General features: G+C 70.0%; 18 protein-coding genes and 1 pseudogene. 10 read left to right on the top strand and 9 right to left on the bottom strand.

Annotation, left to right across the window (positions count from 1 at the left end; genetic code table 11):
* Positions 1–517 precede the first annotated feature (517 nt).
* Together ACFWXQ_RS05060 and ACFWXQ_RS05055 are read left to right on the top strand one after the other, a co-directional pair.
* Entirely contained in the window at positions 518–904 is a 387-nt protein-coding gene (locus tag ACFWXQ_RS05060; RefSeq protein WP_383949104.1) for a BlaI/MecI/CopY family transcriptional regulator, read from the top strand.
* Between the two features lie 6 nt (positions 905–910).
* Positions 911–1,843 carry a M56 family metallopeptidase gene (locus ACFWXQ_RS05055; protein ID WP_383949107.1) on the top strand — a complete coding sequence of 311 codons (933 nt, stop codon included), beginning with the start codon at positions 911–913 and terminating at the stop codon, positions 1,841–1,843.
* A gap of 218 nt (positions 1,844–2,061) precedes the next feature.
* On the opposite strand, the gene ACFWXQ_RS05050 is transcribed toward ACFWXQ_RS05055, so the two are convergent.
* Positions 2,062–2,274, bottom strand: coding sequence for a hypothetical protein (locus tag ACFWXQ_RS05050; RefSeq protein ID WP_383949110.1), 213 nt, complete (start codon positions 2,272–2,274; stop codon positions 2,062–2,064).
* 486 nt (positions 2,275–2,760) lie between these two features.
* Here ACFWXQ_RS05050 and ACFWXQ_RS05045 point away from each other — a divergent pair, with 486 nt between their 5' ends.
* Positions 2,761–2,913, top strand: coding sequence for a hypothetical protein (locus tag ACFWXQ_RS05045; protein WP_383949113.1), 153 nt, complete (start codon positions 2,761–2,763; stop codon positions 2,911–2,913).
* A 56-nt stretch (positions 2,914–2,969) separates the two neighbouring features.
* Here the strand turns inward: ACFWXQ_RS05045 and ACFWXQ_RS05040 are convergent, their stop codons facing one another.
* Entirely contained in the window at positions 2,970–3,365 is a 396-nt protein-coding gene (locus ACFWXQ_RS05040; RefSeq protein WP_383949116.1) for a DUF6223 family protein, read from the bottom strand.
* Positions 3,366–3,592: 227 nt separating this feature from the next.
* On the opposite strand from ACFWXQ_RS05040, the gene ACFWXQ_RS05035 reads away from it, so the two are divergent.
* Together ACFWXQ_RS05035 and ACFWXQ_RS05030 are read left to right on the top strand one after the other, a co-directional pair.
* The gene (locus ACFWXQ_RS05035) at positions 3,593–4,720 is read left to right on the top strand and encodes a sensor histidine kinase (RefSeq protein WP_383949119.1); all 1,128 of its coding nucleotides are present in this window, start codon (positions 3,593–3,595) and stop codon (positions 4,718–4,720) included.
* Positions 4,717–5,376: a response regulator gene (locus ACFWXQ_RS05030; protein ID WP_383949123.1), complete on the top strand. Its 660-nt coding sequence runs from the start codon at positions 4,717–4,719 to the stop codon at positions 5,374–5,376. Before ACFWXQ_RS05035 ends, ACFWXQ_RS05030 begins: the two co-directional genes overlap by 4 nt.
* A gap of 42 nt (positions 5,377–5,418) precedes the next feature.
* Here the strand turns inward: ACFWXQ_RS05030 and chrA are convergent, their stop codons facing one another.
* The 5 genes and pseudogenes from chrA to ACFWXQ_RS05005 all read right to left on the bottom strand — a co-directional run bounded on the left by chrA (position 5,419) and on the right by ACFWXQ_RS05005 (position 10,562).
* Entirely contained in the window at positions 5,419–6,630 is a 1,212-nt protein-coding gene (gene chrA / locus ACFWXQ_RS05025; RefSeq protein ID WP_386267573.1) for a chromate efflux transporter, read from the bottom strand.
* A 141-nt stretch (positions 6,631–6,771) separates the two neighbouring features.
* Positions 6,772–7,191 carry a VOC family protein gene (locus ACFWXQ_RS05020; protein ID WP_383949132.1) on the bottom strand — a complete coding sequence of 140 codons (420 nt, stop codon included), beginning with the start codon at positions 7,189–7,191 and terminating at the stop codon, positions 6,772–6,774.
* The gene (locus ACFWXQ_RS05015) at positions 7,188–8,225 is read right to left on the bottom strand and encodes an ArsR family transcriptional regulator (RefSeq protein ID WP_386267572.1); all 1,038 of its coding nucleotides are present in this window, start codon (positions 8,223–8,225) and stop codon (positions 7,188–7,190) included. The genes ACFWXQ_RS05020 and ACFWXQ_RS05015 overlap by 4 nt, the downstream gene beginning before the upstream one ends.
* Positions 8,226–9,029: 804 nt before the next feature.
* Positions 9,030–9,155: pseudogene (locus ACFWXQ_RS05010) on the bottom strand (thiol reductase thioredoxin); the annotation flags it as partial.
* Between the two features lie 465 nt (positions 9,156–9,620).
* Positions 9,621–10,562, bottom strand: coding sequence for a hypothetical protein (locus tag ACFWXQ_RS05005; protein ID WP_383956549.1), 942 nt, complete (start codon positions 10,560–10,562; stop codon positions 9,621–9,623).
* 312 nt (positions 10,563–10,874) lie between these two features.
* Between ACFWXQ_RS05005 and ACFWXQ_RS05000 the strand changes: the two genes are divergently transcribed.
* From ACFWXQ_RS05000 to ACFWXQ_RS04990, 3 genes are read left to right on the top strand one after another with little or no spacing between them, the layout of a single operon-like run.
* Positions 10,875–11,279, top strand: coding sequence for a GntR family transcriptional regulator (locus ACFWXQ_RS05000; protein WP_383956546.1), 405 nt, complete (start codon positions 10,875–10,877; stop codon positions 11,277–11,279).
* The gene (locus ACFWXQ_RS04995; protein WP_383956543.1) at positions 11,276–12,172 is read left to right on the top strand and encodes an ABC transporter ATP-binding protein; all 897 of its coding nucleotides are present in this window, start codon (positions 11,276–11,278) and stop codon (positions 12,170–12,172) included. Before ACFWXQ_RS05000 ends, ACFWXQ_RS04995 begins: the two co-directional genes overlap by 4 nt.
* Positions 12,169–13,173: a transporter gene (locus tag ACFWXQ_RS04990; protein WP_383956540.1), complete on the top strand. Its 1,005-nt coding sequence runs from the start codon at positions 12,169–12,171 to the stop codon at positions 13,171–13,173. The genes ACFWXQ_RS04995 and ACFWXQ_RS04990 overlap by 4 nt, the downstream gene beginning before the upstream one ends.
* Before the next feature lie 96 nt (positions 13,174–13,269).
* Here the strand turns inward: ACFWXQ_RS04990 and ACFWXQ_RS04985 are convergent, their stop codons facing one another.
* Together ACFWXQ_RS04985 and ACFWXQ_RS04980 are read right to left on the bottom strand one after the other, a co-directional pair.
* On the bottom strand, positions 13,270–13,725 hold the full coding sequence (locus tag ACFWXQ_RS04985) for a tellurite resistance TerB family protein (RefSeq protein WP_386267569.1): 456 nt from the start codon (positions 13,723–13,725) through the stop codon (positions 13,270–13,272).
* 167 nt (positions 13,726–13,892) lie between these two features.
* Entirely contained in the window at positions 13,893–14,873 is a 981-nt protein-coding gene (locus ACFWXQ_RS04980; RefSeq protein WP_383957323.1) for a sporulation protein, read from the bottom strand.
* A gap of 394 nt (positions 14,874–15,267) precedes the next feature.
* On the opposite strand from ACFWXQ_RS04980, the gene ACFWXQ_RS04975 reads away from it, so the two are divergent.
* On the top strand, positions 15,268–16,602 hold the full coding sequence (locus ACFWXQ_RS04975; RefSeq protein ID WP_386267567.1) for a hemolysin family protein: 1,335 nt from the start codon (positions 15,268–15,270) through the stop codon (positions 16,600–16,602).
* Positions 16,599–17,621, top strand: coding sequence for a hemolysin family protein (locus tag ACFWXQ_RS04970; RefSeq protein ID WP_383943730.1), 1,023 nt, complete (start codon positions 16,599–16,601; stop codon positions 17,619–17,621). Before ACFWXQ_RS04975 ends, ACFWXQ_RS04970 begins: the two co-directional genes overlap by 4 nt.
* Positions 17,622–17,697: the final 76 nt, after the last annotated feature.

Below are 17,697 nucleotides of genomic sequence, written 5' to 3'. Positions count from 1 at the left end.
GAGGTACTCCTTCTCGGTGCGTCAGGTCAGGGTCCGACGGGCCCCGGAATGAAAACTACAACACTGTAGAAAGCGAGGAGGGGTTTGCGCGGCCATCGGGGATCGGTCGTGTCGCGAATGGCCGGGCCCCAGGCGGCGGCGTCGAAGAACTACCGACGCATCGGCTGGTCGAGGAACCTTGCCGCAGCCGCCCGCCCAGGGAAGCCCCTGCGACGCTGGCGCACGTCGTACCGATGAGCCGACCTGGCTTACGGCCGGGGCTGGACGGTCTTGGCGATGGCCCCGGCGAGAAACCCCAGAACCAGCCATGCGATGACGACCATGTCCGCCTGCCTTCTTGTGCCGCAGCTGTTGTGGTGCCGTAGCTGTCGTGCCGGCAGGAACAACCCCCGGGCGGCCTGGCTTCTACAATCACGTAGATGCTGTGGTGCAGGGCATCGGAGCACCGGTCCCGGCTGCGTGGCGTCGATACGATGGATCGCCCGTGAATTCGGGGTCGGCGGAAGGGAGACAGGGCGTGACGGATCAGCGGCAGCGTCCCCGGCGGGGGCAGGGTGAACTGGAGTCACTTGTCCTGTCGGCCCTGAGTGAGGCGGACGGCCCGGTGAGTGCGGGGTGGGTGCAGGAGCGCCTCGGCGGAGACCTGGCCTATACGACGGTGATCACGATCCTGACCCGGTTGCTGGCCAAGGGAGCGGTGACCCGCGAGCGGACGGGCCGGTCCTTCGCGTGGACCTCCGCCTCGGACCAGGCGGGCCTGGCCGCGCACAAGATGCGCAAGGTGCTCGATGCCGAAAGCGACCGCGGGGCGGTGCTGGCCAGCTTCGTCACCTCTCTGGAACCGGACGACGAGCGGCTGTTGCGTGAACTGCTGGGTCGAGCCAACGGTGAAGGGGAAGACTGAAGCCTCATGGGGGTGTTCGTCTTTCTGCCGCTGGTCCTGCCGTTGACGGCGTGGCCGATCGCGCGCCTGGCCGAGCAGCGGCTGCATCCACGGACCGCCACTCGGCTGCTGACCGGGCTGGCCGTTGTGATGGCCGTGTGCAGCACCGTGTGTCTGGGGCTGCTGATGGTGGTCGGCACGGCGCAGCTGCCCGGTAACCCGCTGCCCGACGCCTGGTCGGACCCCGAGGTGCGCGAGGCCGTGCCGTACGACGAGATTGCCGGTCAGACGGCCATCCCGGCGCTGCTCGCGGTGCTGCTGGCATGCGGCCGCACGCTGTGGCGGCACGGGCGGGTGCGGCGCCGCGCCCACCGCGCTCTGGCCGGGCTGCCGGGCACGGAGGTGGCCGTACTGCCGGACGAGGTGCCGTATGCGTACGCCCTGCCCGGCGGGCGACGGGACCGGGTGGTCGTGACCACCGCCCTGCTGTCCTGCCTCGAACCGGCCGAACGACGCGCCCTGTTCGCCCACGAGCGCGCCCACCTCGCCGCCCGGCACCACCGGTTCCTGCTCGCCGTCCAACTGGCCGCGCGCGCCAACCCGTTCCTGCGCCCGCTGCGTACGGCCGTGTCCTATACGGCGGAGCGGTGGGCGGACGAGGAAGCGGCCCAGGCGGTCGGCAGCCGCAGGGCCGTGGCTCGCGCGATCGGCAAGGCGGCGCTGGTCTCCCGCGGCACACCGGTGGCCTCGCTCGCGGGCTTCACCGCGCCAGGTCCGGTGCCGCGTCGGGTGACCGCCCTGCTCGGGCCTGCGCCCGCGCTCCGCAGTTGGCCGTCGGTGTTCACCTCGGTGGGTCTGGCCGCCTGGGGTGCGGCGGCGGGGACCGCGGTGTCCGCACTGTCGTCCGCGAACTCCGCGGTGACGATGGTGCTCATCCTGCACGCGGCGACGCCTCTGTGAGGGTGCTGAGCCGCATCGCGGCGACTTGTCCGGCGAGCGGTGGGCGTTGATCGAGCCCGTGATACCGCTTTGGAAGTCCCGCGCGTTCTTCGGGCAGTGGCCATCAGGGCAAGTACGCGATGCGGGAGATCGTCGACGCGAACCCGTACCCGTCGCGGACCGGCCGTCAGCGGGACTTGCTGCCGCACAGCCTTCTGCTCGCGTACCCAGGGCACCGTTCAGCGGGTGACGGAGAACATGAGCAGGACGATGAAGAGCGCCAGGGCGCCGAGGGTGGCGCCGATGAGGGACGGGCCGAAGTTTGTGGCGAGGCCCCGCTCGTTGTTCCAGACCCCCAGCACTCCCAGGAGGAGAGCGAGGAGCCCGAGAGGCGCGGCGACGAAGTCACCGACGACGGGGATGAAGGAACCCACGAGGGCGACAGTGCCCATGGTGAGGGAAGTGTCTCCCGGGCGGTTGCGGGGCACGGCCCCGCTGGGTCCGGCGTCCTGCTGCGGCATGCCGTCCTCTCGCGCTGGAATTCCGGTACGTCCCGGACAGTCAGTGGGTGACGAACTGCTCGAGTCGAGCGAACTCTTGTGTGCAGTACAGCCTTTCATCTCCGGTATGTCCACAGGGAAGCCCAAGGCCCGGCTCGTCTCCACGGTTGCCGAGGTGGGCTCCGTCGATCGTGGCAGTCGATCCCGCCGACACCTCGCCGCAAGACTCACTACCATTCGGCTACCCGCGAGCCCGCTACCGGCCGCCGCCGAAGGCCCGACGTATGGTCCTGGCCTTCTTCTCGGGCTTGTCTTGGGTTCTAGGAGTCGTCGCAACACCCCAGTTCAAGGGGTGCGACGGAGTTCGAGATCCGCATGGTGCGAGTGGCTCAAGGTCGCAGGAAGCCGGTCCGTGAGCGGGAGGAATACTCCCGGCTCATGGACCAGGGCCTGACCAGCTACGAGGTGTGCCGGATCGTCGGGATCAACTACCGCACCGGCAAGCGCTGGCGGCACGGCCGTATCCCGTCAGGCACGACCAAGGGGGCGCCCCCGGCTCAGCGGCCGATGGCGTCCCCCGCGGCAAGCTGACCCGCATCGAGGCCGAGACCTCGCTCACCCTGCGATGAACACGTCTGCCCGTCGGGTTAGGTGGGCCCGAACTCCCGCTCGTGTCCGAGGCGGTCGGCGGACTGTTCGGTGCGCCGGGAGCGGGCGAGAGCGCGCCGGCCGAGGGTCGCAGCGGCCAGCCCCAAGGGGATGGCCGCGATGGCTCCCACCATTCCGTTGCCAGTGCCGGGGCCACCGCTGGAGGTGGCCAGATGCAGCACCGCGAGGGCCGTGCCGACCAGGCCTACCGCTATGGCCGACATGGCGGCGGTGCGTGCGTTGCCGGTGCTGATACGGCCGGCGGCGCGGGCCAGGGCCAGCCAGCCGATGGCCACGCCGATCAGCCCCACCCCGAGGGCGAGGTTGGCCCCGGTACGGCCGTCGCCGATGGCTCCGCCCTCGGCGGCCACCGTCAGGACGTCTGTTGCGCTCATGTCGTTCTCCTCCTTCGTGCGGATTCCGCGGTTTCCGTTGTGCCTTGAGCGTGCCTGGCGACCGTGCTGCTGGTCGTCCGGTGGGTGCAGTCTTTTCGGACTGCCGTCGGCATGGCAGTTGGCTGCTGCGCGTGCGGCAGTCGGCGGGCACGTACCGCGGGTGTGGTAGTCGGCCGCTCGTCCGCGGGCGGGACTCGCCCGCGGCGGCGTCCGGCTAGTCTGCGCGCATGGACACAGGGCGTTTTCGTGTCCCGGCCGGTGCCATGGACTGGGCGGTTGCCGTCGGCGTGGCGGCACTGCTGCTGGGAACCGGGTTGTCCGGGCAGCACCCGGCCGGGGGGCGCGGGCTGTTCGGAGCGGTGCTGCTGGCGGCGGGCGGTCTGGCGCTGGTCGCGCGTCGTAGGGCACCGATTGCGGTGCTGGCTGTCACCGGCCTGTGCGCGGTGGGGTACGAGGCGGCGGGTTTCGAGGTGCTCGCTGTCTCGTACCTGGTCGCGGTGTACAGCGCCGTGCGGGCCGGGCACCGTGCCCTGGCGGTGGCGGTATCCGTGTCTTTGCTCGTCGTCCTGCCTCTCACTGCGCTGGTCTTCCGCGACGGGCCGGCGCGCGAGGCGTTCGCGCAGGCCAGGAACGTACTGGAAATCGCCTGGCTGATTGCCGCTTTTGCCGCCGGGGAGGCACTGCGGCAGGCCGAGCGGCGGGCGGACGAAGCCGAGCGCACCCGGGAGGAGACCGCTCGGCGCCGTGCGGATGAGGAGCGCCTCCACATCGCGCGGGAGCTGCACGATTCCCTTACGCACCAGATTTCGATCATCAAGGTGCAGTCTGAGGTCGCCGTCCACGTGGCCCGCAGGCGCGGCGAGCAGGTGCCCGAGACGCTGTTGGCGATCCAGACGGCCGGACGCGAGGCAACCCGGGAGTTGCGCGCGACTCTGGAGGCCCTGCGCGACGACGACACGACCCCGCCGCAGAGCCTTGAACATGTACCGGAACTGGTGGAGCGCGCCCGTTCGATGGGTCTGGACGCAACGCTGACGATCGAAGGGCAACGACACGACGTGCCGGCCACCGTGGGCAGGACCGCCTACCGCATCGTCCAGGAGGCGCTGACCAACACCGCCCGACACGCCCGCGCCACCACCGCGACGGTCCGGATCGAATACCGGCCCGACTCCCTTGCCGTCCAGGTGGACGACGACGGCAGGGCCGCCCCCGATGACGCCCCGGCCCCAGGCCTCGGGCTGCTCGGCATGCGCGAACGCGTCACCGCCCTTGGCGGCAGACTGCGTGCGCAGCCGCGCACCGAGCACGGATTCACCGTCCAGGCCGAACTCCCCGTGGAACGAGCATCATGATCCGTGTCCTGCTGGTCGACGACCAGCCGCTCATCCGCAGCGGCTTCCGCGCGCTGCTCGACCTCGAGGACGACATCGAGGTAGTGGCCGAAGCCGCCGACGGCGAAGAGGGGCTGGTGCTCGTCAAGGAGCATCTGCCCGACGTCGCGCTCATCGACATCCAGATGCCGGTCATGGACGGCATCGAGGCGACCCGGCGCATCGCCGCGGACCCGGCCCTGGCCGACGTGCACGTCGTCATGCTGACCAACTACGGCATGGACGAGTACATCTTCGAAGCGCTGCGCGCCGGAGCCGCCGGGTTCCTGGTCAAGGACATCGTGCCGGAGGACCTCCTGCACGCCGTACGGGTAGCCGCCCGTGGCGACGCTCTGCTCGCCCCGTCCATCACCCGCAAGCTGATCCACCGGTACGTCACCCAGCCGCCCCCCGCCACCAGTGCCGCACTGGAGAAGCTCACCAGCCGCGAACGCGAAGCGGTCGCCCTGGCCGCGCAGGGCCTGTCCAACGACCAGATCGCCGACCACATGGTGATCAGCCCCATGACCGCGAAGACCCACATCAACCGCGCCATGACCAAACTCCACACCCGCGACCGGGCCCAACTCGTGGTCCTCGCCTACGAATCCGGCCTGGTCGCCCCACGCAACCGCTGACAGCCGGGCAGCGGCTACCGGCATTTTGGCGGCGGGGACCGGTCAGGTGACCGGCCAGCCGGCCAGTGCGGCTATGGCCCCGAGCGCTCCTGCTCCCAACAGGGCGCTCACCACCCCCCGTTGCAGCCCCAGCAGCCAGACGGCCGCTGCGGCCAGGACGCCGAACTGCCAGCCGTGCTGCAGCACGAGGGCGAGAGGGATCGCAGATCCGGCGATCGCGCCGATCACCGCCGGCCCGGCACCGGCGAAGAACCCCTGCACCGCCGCACTGCTGCGCAGCCGATCGAAACGGGAGCCGCCGAGGATCACCAGCAGGAACGACGGCCCGAAGGCCACCGCGGCGGCCAGCGGCCCGCCAGCAAGCCCGGCGGCGGCGTATCCGACCACGGCCACTGTCTGCACCACCGGCCCAGGGGTGATCTGGCCGAGGGCGACCGCGTTGAGGAACTGCCCGTCGCTCATCCAGTGATACCGGTCCACCGCGTCCGCCTGCATCAGCGGGATGATCACGAAGCCGCCGCCGTACGACAGTGCCCCGACCTTGAATGCCACCCATGCCAGCGCCGCCAGCCCACCACCTGCAGCCGGGGCCGCGAGGGCGAGCGGCACCGGCCACGCTGCCCCGCCCCTCGGACGCGGCACCGCGGGGCGGGTGCGCAGGCCCACCTCCAGCAGGCCCGCGGCCACCAACACCAGCACCATCCACGGGCCCGCCAGCGCGGCCGCCGCACCGCCCGCCAGCGCGTAGCCGACCCACCGTGCCCGCGCCGCGCCTCGATCGCCGGCCTGCTTCCAGCTGGCCGGCACCAGGGCTCCCGCCGCCTGCGCCGCGACCGCCGCCACCGCGGCCCCTGCCCCGGCTGCGGCCCCGAGCACCCACAGCGGCGGATCCCCGGCCAGGAAAAGTGCGGCCAGCGCCAGGATCAGGGCCAGCCCCGGCACGATGAAACACACCCCGCCGACCAGCGCGCCGGGCGTACCGCGCAGCCGCCACGCGGTGAAGATCGCCAACTGGGTGGAGGCCGGTCCTGGCAGGAGATTCGTCGCCGCGATTCCGTCCTCGAACTCCGAGGCCGATATCCACCCCCGGCGCTGGACGCACAGCTGCCGCAGCAGCGCGATGTGGGCCGGAGGCCCGCCGAAGCCGATACAGCCGATCCGGCCCCACTCGCGGGCGATCACGCCCAGCCCCACCCGCGGCGTCCCCGGCTCCCGCTCGCCGTCCGCGGCATCCGCCGTCGCCTCACTGGTCACGCGCTGACTCCTCGCCGACGTGCCCAGCACGCCTCTGCGACATCTGTATCGGACGACACGAATGACCCTCACGGCGCGCCACCGCGCACCGCGAGCACGGCAGGCCCGCAGCCCGCCGCAGTGCTGCGGGTGAGGAAGCGGTCAGCGTCGCACCTGGCCAGCGCTGGTCGCCGCGGTGGGCCGACGGGCAGGCTGGAACAGCTCGATGAGGTTGCCTGCCGGGTCGGCCAGCAGGATCTGGCGTCCTCCTGGACCGGAGACGACCTCACTGCGGAAGGAAACACCGGCGCTGCGCAGCCGAGCGATCTCGGCATCGAGGTCGTCGTAGGTGAGGTGGATGCGATTGCCGCCCGCGACGGCAGCCTCCTTCGGGGTGGCCCGGGCGCCCGAACTCGCCGCGCCTGACAGCAACAGCCGCAGCCGGCCACGGATCACGTCGGCGAAGGCAGGGGCGGCGCTGGAGTGCAGCGTGAACCCGAGGTGGGTGGTGTAGAAGTCGATGGCGGCCTGCACGTCATCGACGAGGTAGCGGACGCCGACGAATTCGTCGTGAGCGGTCATGGCTGGGACCTCGCAACGGTCTCGGGGGTGTTCAGGACCGGCATCAGATGCTGGATACGGACGTCTATGTCTGCCGCCGCGTGCTGAAAGGCCGCATAGCCGGCCTGGCCCGTGTCACCGGCCGCGCCCGGGTCGGCCATGCTCCAGTGGACCCGCCGCGGGCCGAACTCCGGGCAGACCTCGCGAGCCTTGTCGCACAAGGTGATCACGTGGTCGAAGTGGCGGCCGGCCAGGTCGTCTACGTGCTGGGTACGCCGACCGGACAGGTCGATGCCGAACGACTCGAGCAGCACCCGGACAGCATGCGGGTGCACCTGCGGCTTGGGACGGGTACCGGCACTGTCCGCAGTTATCCGGCCGGCGGTGTGGTGGCGCAACAGGGCCGCAGCGATCGGCGAGCGAGCGCTGTTGCCGGTGCACACGAAGAGCACCGCAACACGGCGGGCTCGCGCCCCGACGACCGCACGACGCGGTGGTGTGGGGGCCTGGCGCAACGCCGGGTGCAGGGCCGCACCGCTGGCCGCCAACGCTTCAGCGCAACGCTCCAGGTCCAGGCGGTAGTAGCTGTCCCGACCATCGAAGCTGCTGCGCCTGGCTGTGACCAGACCACCGTCACGCAGCAGCCGCAGGTGATACGAGACCAGGTTCTGCGGCTCCCCGACACGTTCCACCAGTTCACGGACCCGATAGTCGCCGTCGCCAAGTTCCGTCAGCAGCCGCCAGCGCAGCGGATGCGCGGCCAGCCGGACGAACTCGGGCGGCGCGACGTCCACGTCCGAAGGGCGAGATCCCATATGGCGAAGATACATCAATTCAGTTTGATGCATCAACGCCAATTGGTCAGATGCTGGCGTGCGCGACGCCATCGCCCCCGTGCGACAAAGTTCAATCAGCGACTTGCGGAAAACCTCATCTTCCGCCTCCACGAGGCCGCCGAATGTGACGCCCGTCCCGCACATCTTCGACGCGCGGTCCTCGATCTTCCCGTCTGGGTCACCCGGTACCCGCGCTGGGGCGCCGTCCATGGACGGCATCACATCCCCACCATCGGAACGCTCTTCCACCGCAAGCGGTGGTACTCGGGGAGGGCCCGCGTACGTTTCCTGCCGCGAGCCAGGCAAGGTCGATGACCTTCACCACCGGCATCCGGACGCTCGGGGAGATCATCGCGGCGAATACGGCGGCCGAGGCTCGAACCCTGATCTCCTTGTGCCTCACCGACGCGGACCCTTGACTTGCGGGGCCCGCACACAAACTCCGGCCGACAGGCCGCATGGCGGTGCCCCGTCGGCCGGTTCTTCACAGGTCGGCGACCCGGGCACCTCTGTACACCGCAGCCCAGTGCCACGGACACCGAGTTGGTGACGGCGTCGATCAGCAGCAGGTGCAACCTGCGGCGCAGCCACAGGAGTCCGCAGCGGACTCCGCGGGTGCGTGGGCGGTGGAAGGTGATCGAGATCAGGTTCCGGCCGCGCGAGGGCACGAACGCCAACGGTGACCGTCCGGAGGTCCAGCGCGTCGACCGGATCGTCGGGCAGGTCACCGGCCCGAAAGTCAACCTCGACTCCGACACCAACCCCACGATGAAGGTCGTGGCGCGGTTCGGCCCCGGCGACTGGCGCAAGCAGGGGCGCGAGTACGTCATCAAGCACACCCTGCCCAAGGTCGAGACAGACCTCTACGCGCGCGTGCGAGGCACGAGCACCGACGAGGCCGAGCCGCTCGCCGACGGGCTGGAAAGCCCTTGGGAGGACCTGTGGTTCTACTCCAACCCGGCGTTCATCCAGGTCCGCCAGCCGTCATGTGGCCGTGACTCGTCTTCGTGCGATGACTCGGCTTCAGCCGAGGCAGTCCGCAAGGTCGCGCTCCAGCGCGGCCTTCGGCTTCACGCCGACGATGGTCTTGGCGACCTCGCCGCCGACGTAGACGTTCATCGCCGGGATGGACATCACGCCGTACGCCGCTCAGGCCCGCGCCGATGCCCGTCGGCCCGCCCAGGGCCGGGAAGGTCGGCCTGTGCATTCGCGCCGCGCAGCAACTTCTTGGCCGCAGTCGGAAATTGAAACTCAAGCTGATGCCGTCTCGGGTGTGGTGACCCGCGTAGTCGGAACCGACCTCGCCCTCGACGACATCCGGTGATTCGGCTGGGATGGAGCGGTTCCTCAGGGGTCTCAGCGGTTCAGGTCGGTCTGCAGCGAGCCAGGCAATGGGGCACGGCACCGGGGACCTCCAGGTGACCGACGCGGGCGACATCACCTCAGTGCAGCACGCCGGTCCTGCTACGGCGCGCCGGTTCACCCCTGCTGTAAGAGGCGACCGATCGCGGGGTTTGCCGGGCGGACTGTCACAGAGAGGGACAGCCGGGGCTGAGAAGGCGAACCGACACGGGTGCTGCGGACCCGGTGCTGTCGCGGCGGGTTCTTGACGCTTCACCGGCGTTGGTACCTGGCCGCCATCGCGTGGAACGCCTTCTTCGGTTCCCAGTGGGTCTCGTCGAGCATCCGGACGACGCCGTAGGAGCCGAGGTCGTGGTGCCCGGGCCTGCTGTAACCGGCGAAGGTGAACCAGAGTGCGGTGTCCACTCCTTCCTCATCGAAGATGTCCAACAGCTCGGTGAGGTAGCGCACCTGCTCCTCCTCATCGGGAACCGCATCGTGAGGCGCCTGCCAGGCCATGCCGCCGAGTTGCCCCGCGCCCCGGTATGCGCAGGTGCCGTACTCGGTCACCGCGACGGGTTTGCCGTGGGCGAAGTGGCCGCGCAGTTCGTCCCGGAAGCTGTCGGCGTTGTAGGCGGCCCGGTAGGCGTCGATGCCGACGAGGTCGAACGGACGCCAGTCGACGGACTCCCAGGGGGCGGACGCGTAGGTGACCTGCCCTCCGAAGTGCGTGCGGACAGTTGCGGCGACCTTGGGGAGGAACTCGTTGAGGCGCGTCTGCACCGGGCCGAGGGCGGACCACCATTCCATGTCGGCGGCGGCCATGGCCCGCAGCCGGTCGCCATAGGTGTCGCCGGGGATGAAGCCGCCGCAGAAGGCGGTGACTTCACAGCCGGCAACGAACACGACAGCGGCGCCGGCCTGCCGTACGGCTTCGGCCCGACGGGCGCAGTCGGCGAAGAACGGGAGCAGCTGGTCAGGAGGAAGGTCGACAGGGAAGGGGGCGAACCAGACCTCGAGGCCGACGTCCGCGGCATGCCGGGCGGCGATGCTCAGTCGTTCGGGCTCGCGCCCGGAGACGCGGACGGCGTCGCAGTGGAGATGACCGGAGATCACCGCCATGTCCTGCCGGACCGTCTCGGGAGTGAAGGTCTTGCGGGAGAGCTCCTGTCCGGGGAGGAACCCGGTGTCGTAGTTGATGCCCCGTGCGCGCACGTAGCTGCCCTTTCGTGTGGCCCATCCCGTGTCCCAGCAGGTTGAGGGCGAGTTCGGTAGCGGTCGCAGACGACGTGCATCCGGGGGATCACTTCGCCGGTCCGTTGCTGCCAACTGCCGGCTGCGAACGCACGCGGTCTCGGTGGCCTCACTGGCTGTCGCGTCCCCGAGACCGGGCGCGAGCGTGGTGTCGCTGTCACCCAACGCCTCGATCGTCTGGCGGAGTTGGACGCTGTCAGTACCGACTATGTCATCGTGCGTGCCTTGACGCACCACCTCTCTAGGAAGCTAAAGTGCTAGGCACCTAGATAAATGGAGGAACCGGTGATTGAGTTCCACCTGAACGACCGGTCCGGCCTCTCTCCGTATCAACAGTTGGTCCAGCAGGTGCGCCACGCGCTGCGGCTGGGTCTGCTGGAGGAGGGGGACCGGCTTCCCACGGTCAAGGAGGTGGCCAGGCAGGTGGCGGTCAATCCGAACACCGTGCTCAAGGCGTACCGCGAGTTGGAGCACGAGGGACTGGTGGCCGCCCGGCCGGGTGTGGGGACGTTCGTGACACGGACGCTGGCCGACGCGACGCTCGCCGCGCACGGCCCGCTCCGCAAGGACCTGCGTCGCTGGCTGGCAAAGGCCCGCCTGGCCGGGCTCGATGAGGAGTCCATCGAGGCCCTGTTCATGACCACCTTTCGGACCGCCGCTGGAGAGGACGTAGCGTGAGCGCCGTCTTACGGGCCCAGGCCCTGGGCAAGAAGTACAAGCAGCGCTGGGCATTGCAGAACTGCGACCTGGACGTGCCCGCCGGACGGGTCGTCGGTCTCGTCGGCCCCAACGGGGCAGGAAAATCAACCCTGTTGAACCTGGCCTCCGGCATGCTGACCCCGAGCGCGGGGACCATCGAAGTGTGCGGTGGCCGTCCCGCCACCGGGCCGTCGCAGCTGGCCAAGGTCGGTTTCGTCGCCCAGGACACCCCGACCTACGCCTCCCTGAGCATTGCCGACCACGTGCGGCTGGGTGCCCGTCTCAACCCCGGCTGGGACGACACCCTGGCGCAGGAGCGCATCCGGAGGCTGGGCCTGGACCTCAAGCAGCGGGCCGGGAGACTCTCCGGGGGCCAGCGTGCTCAGCTCGCCCTCACCCTGGGCCTCGCCAAGCGGCCCGAGCTGCTCATCCTCGATGAGCCGGTCGCCGCCCTCGATCCGCTCGCCCGCCGCGAATTCATGCAGGATCTCATGGAAGCCGTCGCCGACCAGGAGCTGAGCGTCGTGCTCTCCTCTCATCTGGTCTCCGACGTGGAGCGGTCCTGTGACTACGTCATCGTGCTGGTCGACTCCCGGGTGCAGGTGGCCGGTGACATCGACGACCTGATCGCCTGCCACCACCGGCTCACCGGCCCGCGCCGGGACCCGGACACGCTCCCGGCCGGTCAGTTCGTCATCACCGCCAGTCACACCGACCGGCAGACCACCCTCCTGGTGCGCACCGACACCGCGGTCCACGACCCGTCCTGGACCGTCAGCCCGCTCGGTCTGGAAGACATTGTCCTGGCCTACATGACCCGGCCCGCCGATGCGGTACGTGACACCCGACCCGCACTGGAGGTCCTCCGATGATCTGGCTGACCTGGCGCCAGTTCCGCACCCAGGCCGCCGTGATGTTCGCCGTGGTGGTTGCCCTCGCCGCCACCCTCGCCGTCACCGGCCCGCAGCTGGCCGACCTCTACCGGGCTGCAGGTAGCAGCCTGGTGGACCGGCTCTCCAGTTCGGACCAGAGCGTCTATTACGCCGGACTGGTGGTTGTGCTCGTCGTGCCGGCGGTCATCGGGATGTTCTGGGGCGCGCCGCTGATCTCCCGTGAACTGGAGACCGGCACCCACTATCTTGCGTGGAACCAGGGCGTCACCCGCACACGCTGGCTGGCGGCCAAGCTGGGCCTCGGTACGGCCGCCGCCATGACCGCTGCCGGACTGGCCACACTCGCGGTGAGCTGGTGGAGCAGCCCCATCGACCGGGCTGTCAACGGCGGTGGCGCGACGGACACGTACTTCCCGCGACTCGACCCCGTGGCCTTCGCCGCACGGGGTGTCGTCCCCATGGCCCATGCCGCCTTCGCCTTCGTCCTGGGCGTCGCCCTCGGCCTCGTCATCCGCCGCACCCTGCCCGCGATGGCAACCACACTCGTCGTCTACGCCGCCGTCCAGATCTCCGCGCCGATGTGGATCCGGCCCTACCTGGCCGCCACGGACCGGATCACCGTGCCGATCGAGCCCGACGGCGCCCCCATCAGCATCCAGGAGGGCGCCAAGGAGATCGTCACGCACCCCGAAGTGCCCGGTGCCTGGGTCACCTCCCAACAGACACTGAACGCCGCGGGCCAGCCGGTCCCCGTGCCGTCGTCCTTCGCCGACTGCCTGCACACCGATTCGGGGCCGCCCACCCTGCAGCAGTTCGACCGCTGCCTCGGCGACCTCGGCGCCCAGGGCTATCAGCAGCAGGTGACGTACCAGCCCGCCGGCAACTTCTGGGCCCTTCAATGGGCCGAGACCGGGCTCTACCTCGGCCTCGCCCTGGCCCTGACCGGCTTCTGCGTCTGGTGGATCCGCCGCCTGACCTGACCTGACTTGACCAGGCAGCAGGCCGGCTCCCGCCGAAGACGACATGCCGGGCCGCTGCCCCAAGGGCAGCGGCCCGGCATGCGCGTGGTGCTCCGGTCAGAGGTCGAACTCGTGCGGCGGCAGGTCGAGCGTGAAGCAAGCCTCGCGGACGATGGCCTGCTCGGTCTTGTCGAAGTCGCCGTCGGCGCCCCCGATGACGATGCCGATCTGGATCACGGCACGGGCCTCGGCGGGCTTCTTCTTCGCCTTGGCGATCTCCTGAAGAACGCTGACCTTGCCGAAGCCGAAGTCGGCGACCAGCTTGTCGAGGTTGTTGTCGAAACGGCGCTGGAGGTCGTCGGCAGGGAAGTTCTGCAGAACCTCGTTGGTGGTGATGAGCTGGGCGACGCGGCGGCGCTCGGCCGGGTCGATCGTGCCGTCGGCGGCCGCGACCAGCGCGCACATCGCCATGCTGGCATCGCGGAAGGCGCCGCTCTTGAGGTCGTTCTTCTTCGTCACCAGCTGGGTCTGCATCGTCGACGCAGAATCCTTGATGCGGTCCCACAGGGCCATGAGAACTCCGTACGTGTCAGAGGTGGGTCCGAGCCCGTGGAGGCCCCGACCGCCGCATTCTTCTACAGCAACGTAGAAGCTATCAGGGCGGGGTGACGAGGGCGGGGTGCCCGGGGTGGGGTGCCGGGGGTGGGGGTGAAGTGCCGCTGGCTTCACCCCCACCCGGATCACTCTTCCTCGTCGCCTTCGAAGAAGTCGCCGACCTCGTCGACGACCTCGGCCGCGACCATGCCGCCGACCACACCGACCGCGAGTCCGGCCGCACCTGCGGCGACGGCGGTGCCCATGCCGGGACCGGAGCGGTGGCCGTCGTGGTGATGCTCGTCGTGCCCGTGATGCCCGCCGTGGCCGTACGCGGTGTGCGAGCCGTGCGAGGCCCGGTGCTCGACCAACTGCTGGATCCAGCCGTCGACTTCGGTGTTCCAGTCGCGGTGCTCGACGTCATGGTGATCGACGGTGAAGCGGGTGACGGCGTCGCGGCCGGAGGAGAACAGGCCGCCGCGCCTGTCGGCCTCCAGGACGACCTCGATGCCGCCCGGCGAGGCGAGGAAGGTCAGCTCGATCTCGTTCACAGCGTGTGCGTACTGCGGTGCCGGAGTGAGCTCGATCTCCTGGTAGAAGGGCAGTTGCTGCCCGGTCCCGCCGATCCGGCCGTGCTCCAGGTCGGCGGACCGGAAGCCGAACCCGAGCTGGCCCAGGGCTTCGAGGATCGCCTCCTGTGCGGGCAGTGGGCGCACCCTGAGCTGGTCGAGGTCGCCCTTGTCCTTCGCGCCGGCCACGGCCAGCTCGGTGCGCACGCCGAGCACGATGCCCAGCGCCTGCCCGTACAACTCGGTGACCGGGGTCTCCCAGGGCAGCGTCACGCTGAACGGAACGCTGTGCTGCTCGCCTGCGCCGAGCCGGAAACCGCCGCCGACGGTGAACCGGTCGAAGACGACCGCGCCTTCGCGCTCCCCGTCCTCGTGCTCGGCCTCGACCCGTGCCGCCAGCTCCAGGGTGATGTGCTCGATCTCGAAGTCGGCGTCGCCGCCCTTGAGGTGGACCTGGCCGGAAAGTCCGGCGCCGGGCAGGACCGGGCCCGGATCGAGGACCGTATCCACCGTGGGCCCGCCCACGCCGAGCGAGCCGAGCAGTCGTTTGAACACCATCGCGGCGTCCACTCCTTCATGTGCGTGTGCAACTCGTGACGAAAGGCGAGGGATGAGCAGGCAGGTGCCCGGGAACAAGCCGCAAAGCCCTCCCGTTCTCCCTCTACAAGCACGTAGAAGCATAGAGTTGCCGGAGGCCGTCGAGGCCGTTTCCCGAGGCCTGCGGCGGGAAAGTCCGAAAAGAGTCGCCCGCCGGGTCAGCAGTGGACTTGACCAGGTGGCTTTGCCCGTCTTTTAGGATGAACCGGAGGGTGTGTCTGCCCTCCCCGCCCCCGAGGGTCTGCCCGACCCTCCGAGCCGAGAAGGAGCGACGTCCCGCAATGGGTGAGCCTCCCAGTACCAGCCGTGCCATGACCCGCCCGCCGCATGCGCGTGAGGAAGCGGGGGTGGCACGGTGACCGAGACCCTTCTGCTCCTGCTCGCCCTTCTGCTCATGCTGGCCTGTGCCGTGTTCGTGGCGGCCGAGTTCTCGCTGACCACCGTCGAGCGCGGTGATCTGGAGCGGGCCGCCGAGGCGGGCGAGCGGGGTGCCGACGGTGCGCTGAAGGCGGTGCGCCGGCTCACCGTCCAGCTGTCCGGGGCGCAGCTGGGGATCACCGTCACCTCGCTGGTGATCGGAATGCTCGCCGAGCCGTCGCTGGCGGCGCTGCTGCACGGCCCGCTTCAGGCGGCCGGTCTGGGTGGTGCGGCTTCGTCCGTGGCGACCGTGCTGGGCGTGGTCGTGTCCACGGTCGTGCTGATGGTGGTGGGCGAGCTGGTGCCGAAGAACTGGGCGATCTCACGGCCGCTGGCCGTCGCCAAGGTGGTCGCGGGCCCGCAGCGCGGGTTCACGACCGCGTTCGGGCCGTTCATCCGGCATCTGAACAACACCGCGAACCGGTTCGTGCGCCGCTTCGGTCTGGAGCCTGCCGAGGAGCTGGCCTTCGCCCGCGGCCCGGAGGAGTTGGTCGCGCTGGCGCGGCACTCGGCCGCCGAGGGCGCGCTGGAGGCGGACTCCGCCGAGCTGTTCGTCCGTACGCTGCATCTGGGGGAGCTGACCGCAGAGAACGTCATGACTCCGCGGGTGGACGTGAAGGCGCTGGAGGCGCATGCCACGGCTGCCGACGCCGCCAACCTCACGCACGCCACCGGGCTGTCCCGTTTCCCGGTCTACCGCGACAGCCTGGACGAGGTCGTCGGCACCGTCCACATCCGTGACGTACTCGCCCTGGAACCCGGGAAGCGGGCCGTCACGCCGGTCACCGAGCTGGCGACGGTGCCCCTGCTGGTGCCCGACAGTCTGCCGGCCGACCGGTTGCTGGAGCGGATGCGGGCGAGCCGGACGATGGCGGTCGTCATCGACGAGTACGGCGGCACGGCGGGTGTGGCGACGGTGGAGGACATCGTCGAGGAGGTGGTGGGCGAGGTGCGGGACGAGCACGACCCGATCGAGGTGCCCGACCTGTTGCCCGCACCCTTGGGCGAGGACGGCCGGGCCGCCTGGGAGGCGGACGGTGGGATACGGATCGACGAGCTCACCGGGATAGGCCTGCGGGCGCCGGAGGGTCCGTACGAGACTGTCGCCGGACTGGTTGCCACCCGCCTCGCGCGGATCCCGGCCAAGGGCGACGTGCTCGACCTGGACGGCTGGCGCCTCGACGTGCTGGACGTGGAGCACCACCGCGCGGACCGCGTCCGCATCACGGAACCGGTGAAGGTGCCCCGGCAGGTCATGGAGGAGTCCCGATGACCGCCCTGCAACTGGCCATCGGCGCGCTGACGTTGCTGACCAACGCGTTCTTCGTCGGCGCGGAGTTCGCCCTGATCTCCGTACGGCGCGGCCAGATCGAACCGCGTGCCCAGGAGGGCAACAAGCGGGCCCGGATGACCCTGTGGGGCCTGGAGCACATCTCCGCGATGATGGCGACCGCCCAACTGGGCATCACCGTCTCGTCGCTGGTGCTCGGCGCGGTCGCGGAACCGGCCATCGCACACCTGCTGGAGCCTGCCTTCGAGACGGCGCACATTCCGCACGCCTTGGTGCATCCGGTCGCGTTCGTGATCGCGCTGACCGTGGCGACGTATCTGCACATGCTGATCGGCGAGATGATCCCGAAGAACATCGCGCTCGCCGCGCCCGCGCAGACTGCGCTGGTTCTGGGACCGCCGCTGGTGGCCCTCACCCGGGCGCTGAAGCCGGTGATCTTTGGCATCAATGCCTTCGCCAACACGCTGCTGAAGCTCTTGAAGGTCGAGGCGAAGGACGAGGTCGAGTCGGTCTTCACCGACGACCAGCTTGCCCGCATGGTGCTCGACTCCAGCCAGGCCGGACTGCTCTCACCGGCCGACGGCGAGCGGCTGCGCGACGCGCTGGAGCTGGGCACCCGCCCGGTCGGTGAGATCCTCGTCCCTGCTCAGCAGATGCACACCGTCGACCACGCGATCACCCCGGCCGAACTGGAGCGAACGGCCGCCCGCGCCGGGTACTCCCGCTTCCCCGTCACTGGACCGGACAAGGCCCTGCTCGGCTACCTTCACATCAAGGAGACCCTGGGCATTGCCGCCCGGGACCAGCCCTTCCCGTGCAGCGCCCTGCACCCCGTCACCAAGGTCCGCATCGACACCCCGCTGGACGACACCCTCACCGCGCTGCGCGCCAATGACAGCCACCTGGCCGCGGTCACCGGTGAGACGGGCACCGTGCTCGGCTTCGTCACCATGGAAGACGTTCTGACAGAGCTGGTCGGCCCGACCCCGGCCGCCGCGTGAGAGCCGAGCGGTTCTGCGCGCGCCCTCGCACAGAACGGCCCGGCACACTCAGGCTCGTATCCAGCCAGGTTGTACG

It is taken from the genome of Streptomyces sp. NPDC058697 (genome assembly GCF_042715345.1).
GTDB lineage: Bacteria > Actinomycetota > Actinomycetes > Streptomycetales > Streptomycetaceae > Streptomyces > Streptomyces liliifuscus.
Note: the sequence above shows the minus strand (reverse complement) of the source record. Positions and strands in the feature narration are given on the sequence as shown.

Bases quoted from the DNA above. Each gene is read 5' to 3' on its own strand.
- ACFWXQ_RS05055 (WP_383949107.1), top strand. From the start codon at position 911: ATGGGGGTGTTCGTCTTTCTGCCGCTGGTCCTGCCGTTGACGGCGTGG.
- ACFWXQ_RS05050 (WP_383949110.1), bottom strand. From the start codon at position 2,274: ATGGGCACTGTCGCCCTCGTGGGTTCCTTCATCCCCGTCGTCGGTGAC.
- ACFWXQ_RS05045 (WP_383949113.1), top strand. From the start codon at position 2,761: ATGGACCAGGGCCTGACCAGCTACGAGGTGTGCCGGATCGTCGGGATC.
- ACFWXQ_RS05040 (WP_383949116.1), bottom strand. From the start codon at position 3,365: ATGAGCGCAACAGACGTCCTGACGGTGGCCGCCGAGGGCGGAGCCATC.
- ACFWXQ_RS05035 (WP_383949119.1), top strand. From the start codon at position 3,593: ATGGACACAGGGCGTTTTCGTGTCCCGGCCGGTGCCATGGACTGGGCG.
- ACFWXQ_RS05030 (WP_383949123.1), top strand. From the start codon at position 4,717: ATGATCCGTGTCCTGCTGGTCGACGACCAGCCGCTCATCCGCAGCGGC.
- ACFWXQ_RS05020 (WP_383949132.1), bottom strand. From the start codon at position 7,191: ATGACCGCTCACGACGAATTCGTCGGCGTCCGCTACCTCGTCGATGAC.
- ACFWXQ_RS05015 (WP_386267572.1), bottom strand. From the start codon at position 8,225: ATGCCGTCCATGGACGGCGCCCCAGCGCGGGTACCGGGTGACCCAGAC.
- ACFWXQ_RS05000 (WP_383956546.1), top strand. From the start codon at position 10,875: ATGGAGGAACCGGTGATTGAGTTCCACCTGAACGACCGGTCCGGCCTC.
- ACFWXQ_RS04990 (WP_383956540.1), top strand. From the start codon at position 12,169: ATGATCTGGCTGACCTGGCGCCAGTTCCGCACCCAGGCCGCCGTGATG.
- ACFWXQ_RS04985 (WP_386267569.1), bottom strand. From the start codon at position 13,725: ATGGCCCTGTGGGACCGCATCAAGGATTCTGCGTCGACGATGCAGACC.
- ACFWXQ_RS04980 (WP_383957323.1), bottom strand. From the start codon at position 14,873: ATGGTGTTCAAACGACTGCTCGGCTCGCTCGGCGTGGGCGGGCCCACG.
- ACFWXQ_RS04970 (WP_383943730.1), top strand. From the start codon at position 16,599: ATGACCGCCCTGCAACTGGCCATCGGCGCGCTGACGTTGCTGACCAAC.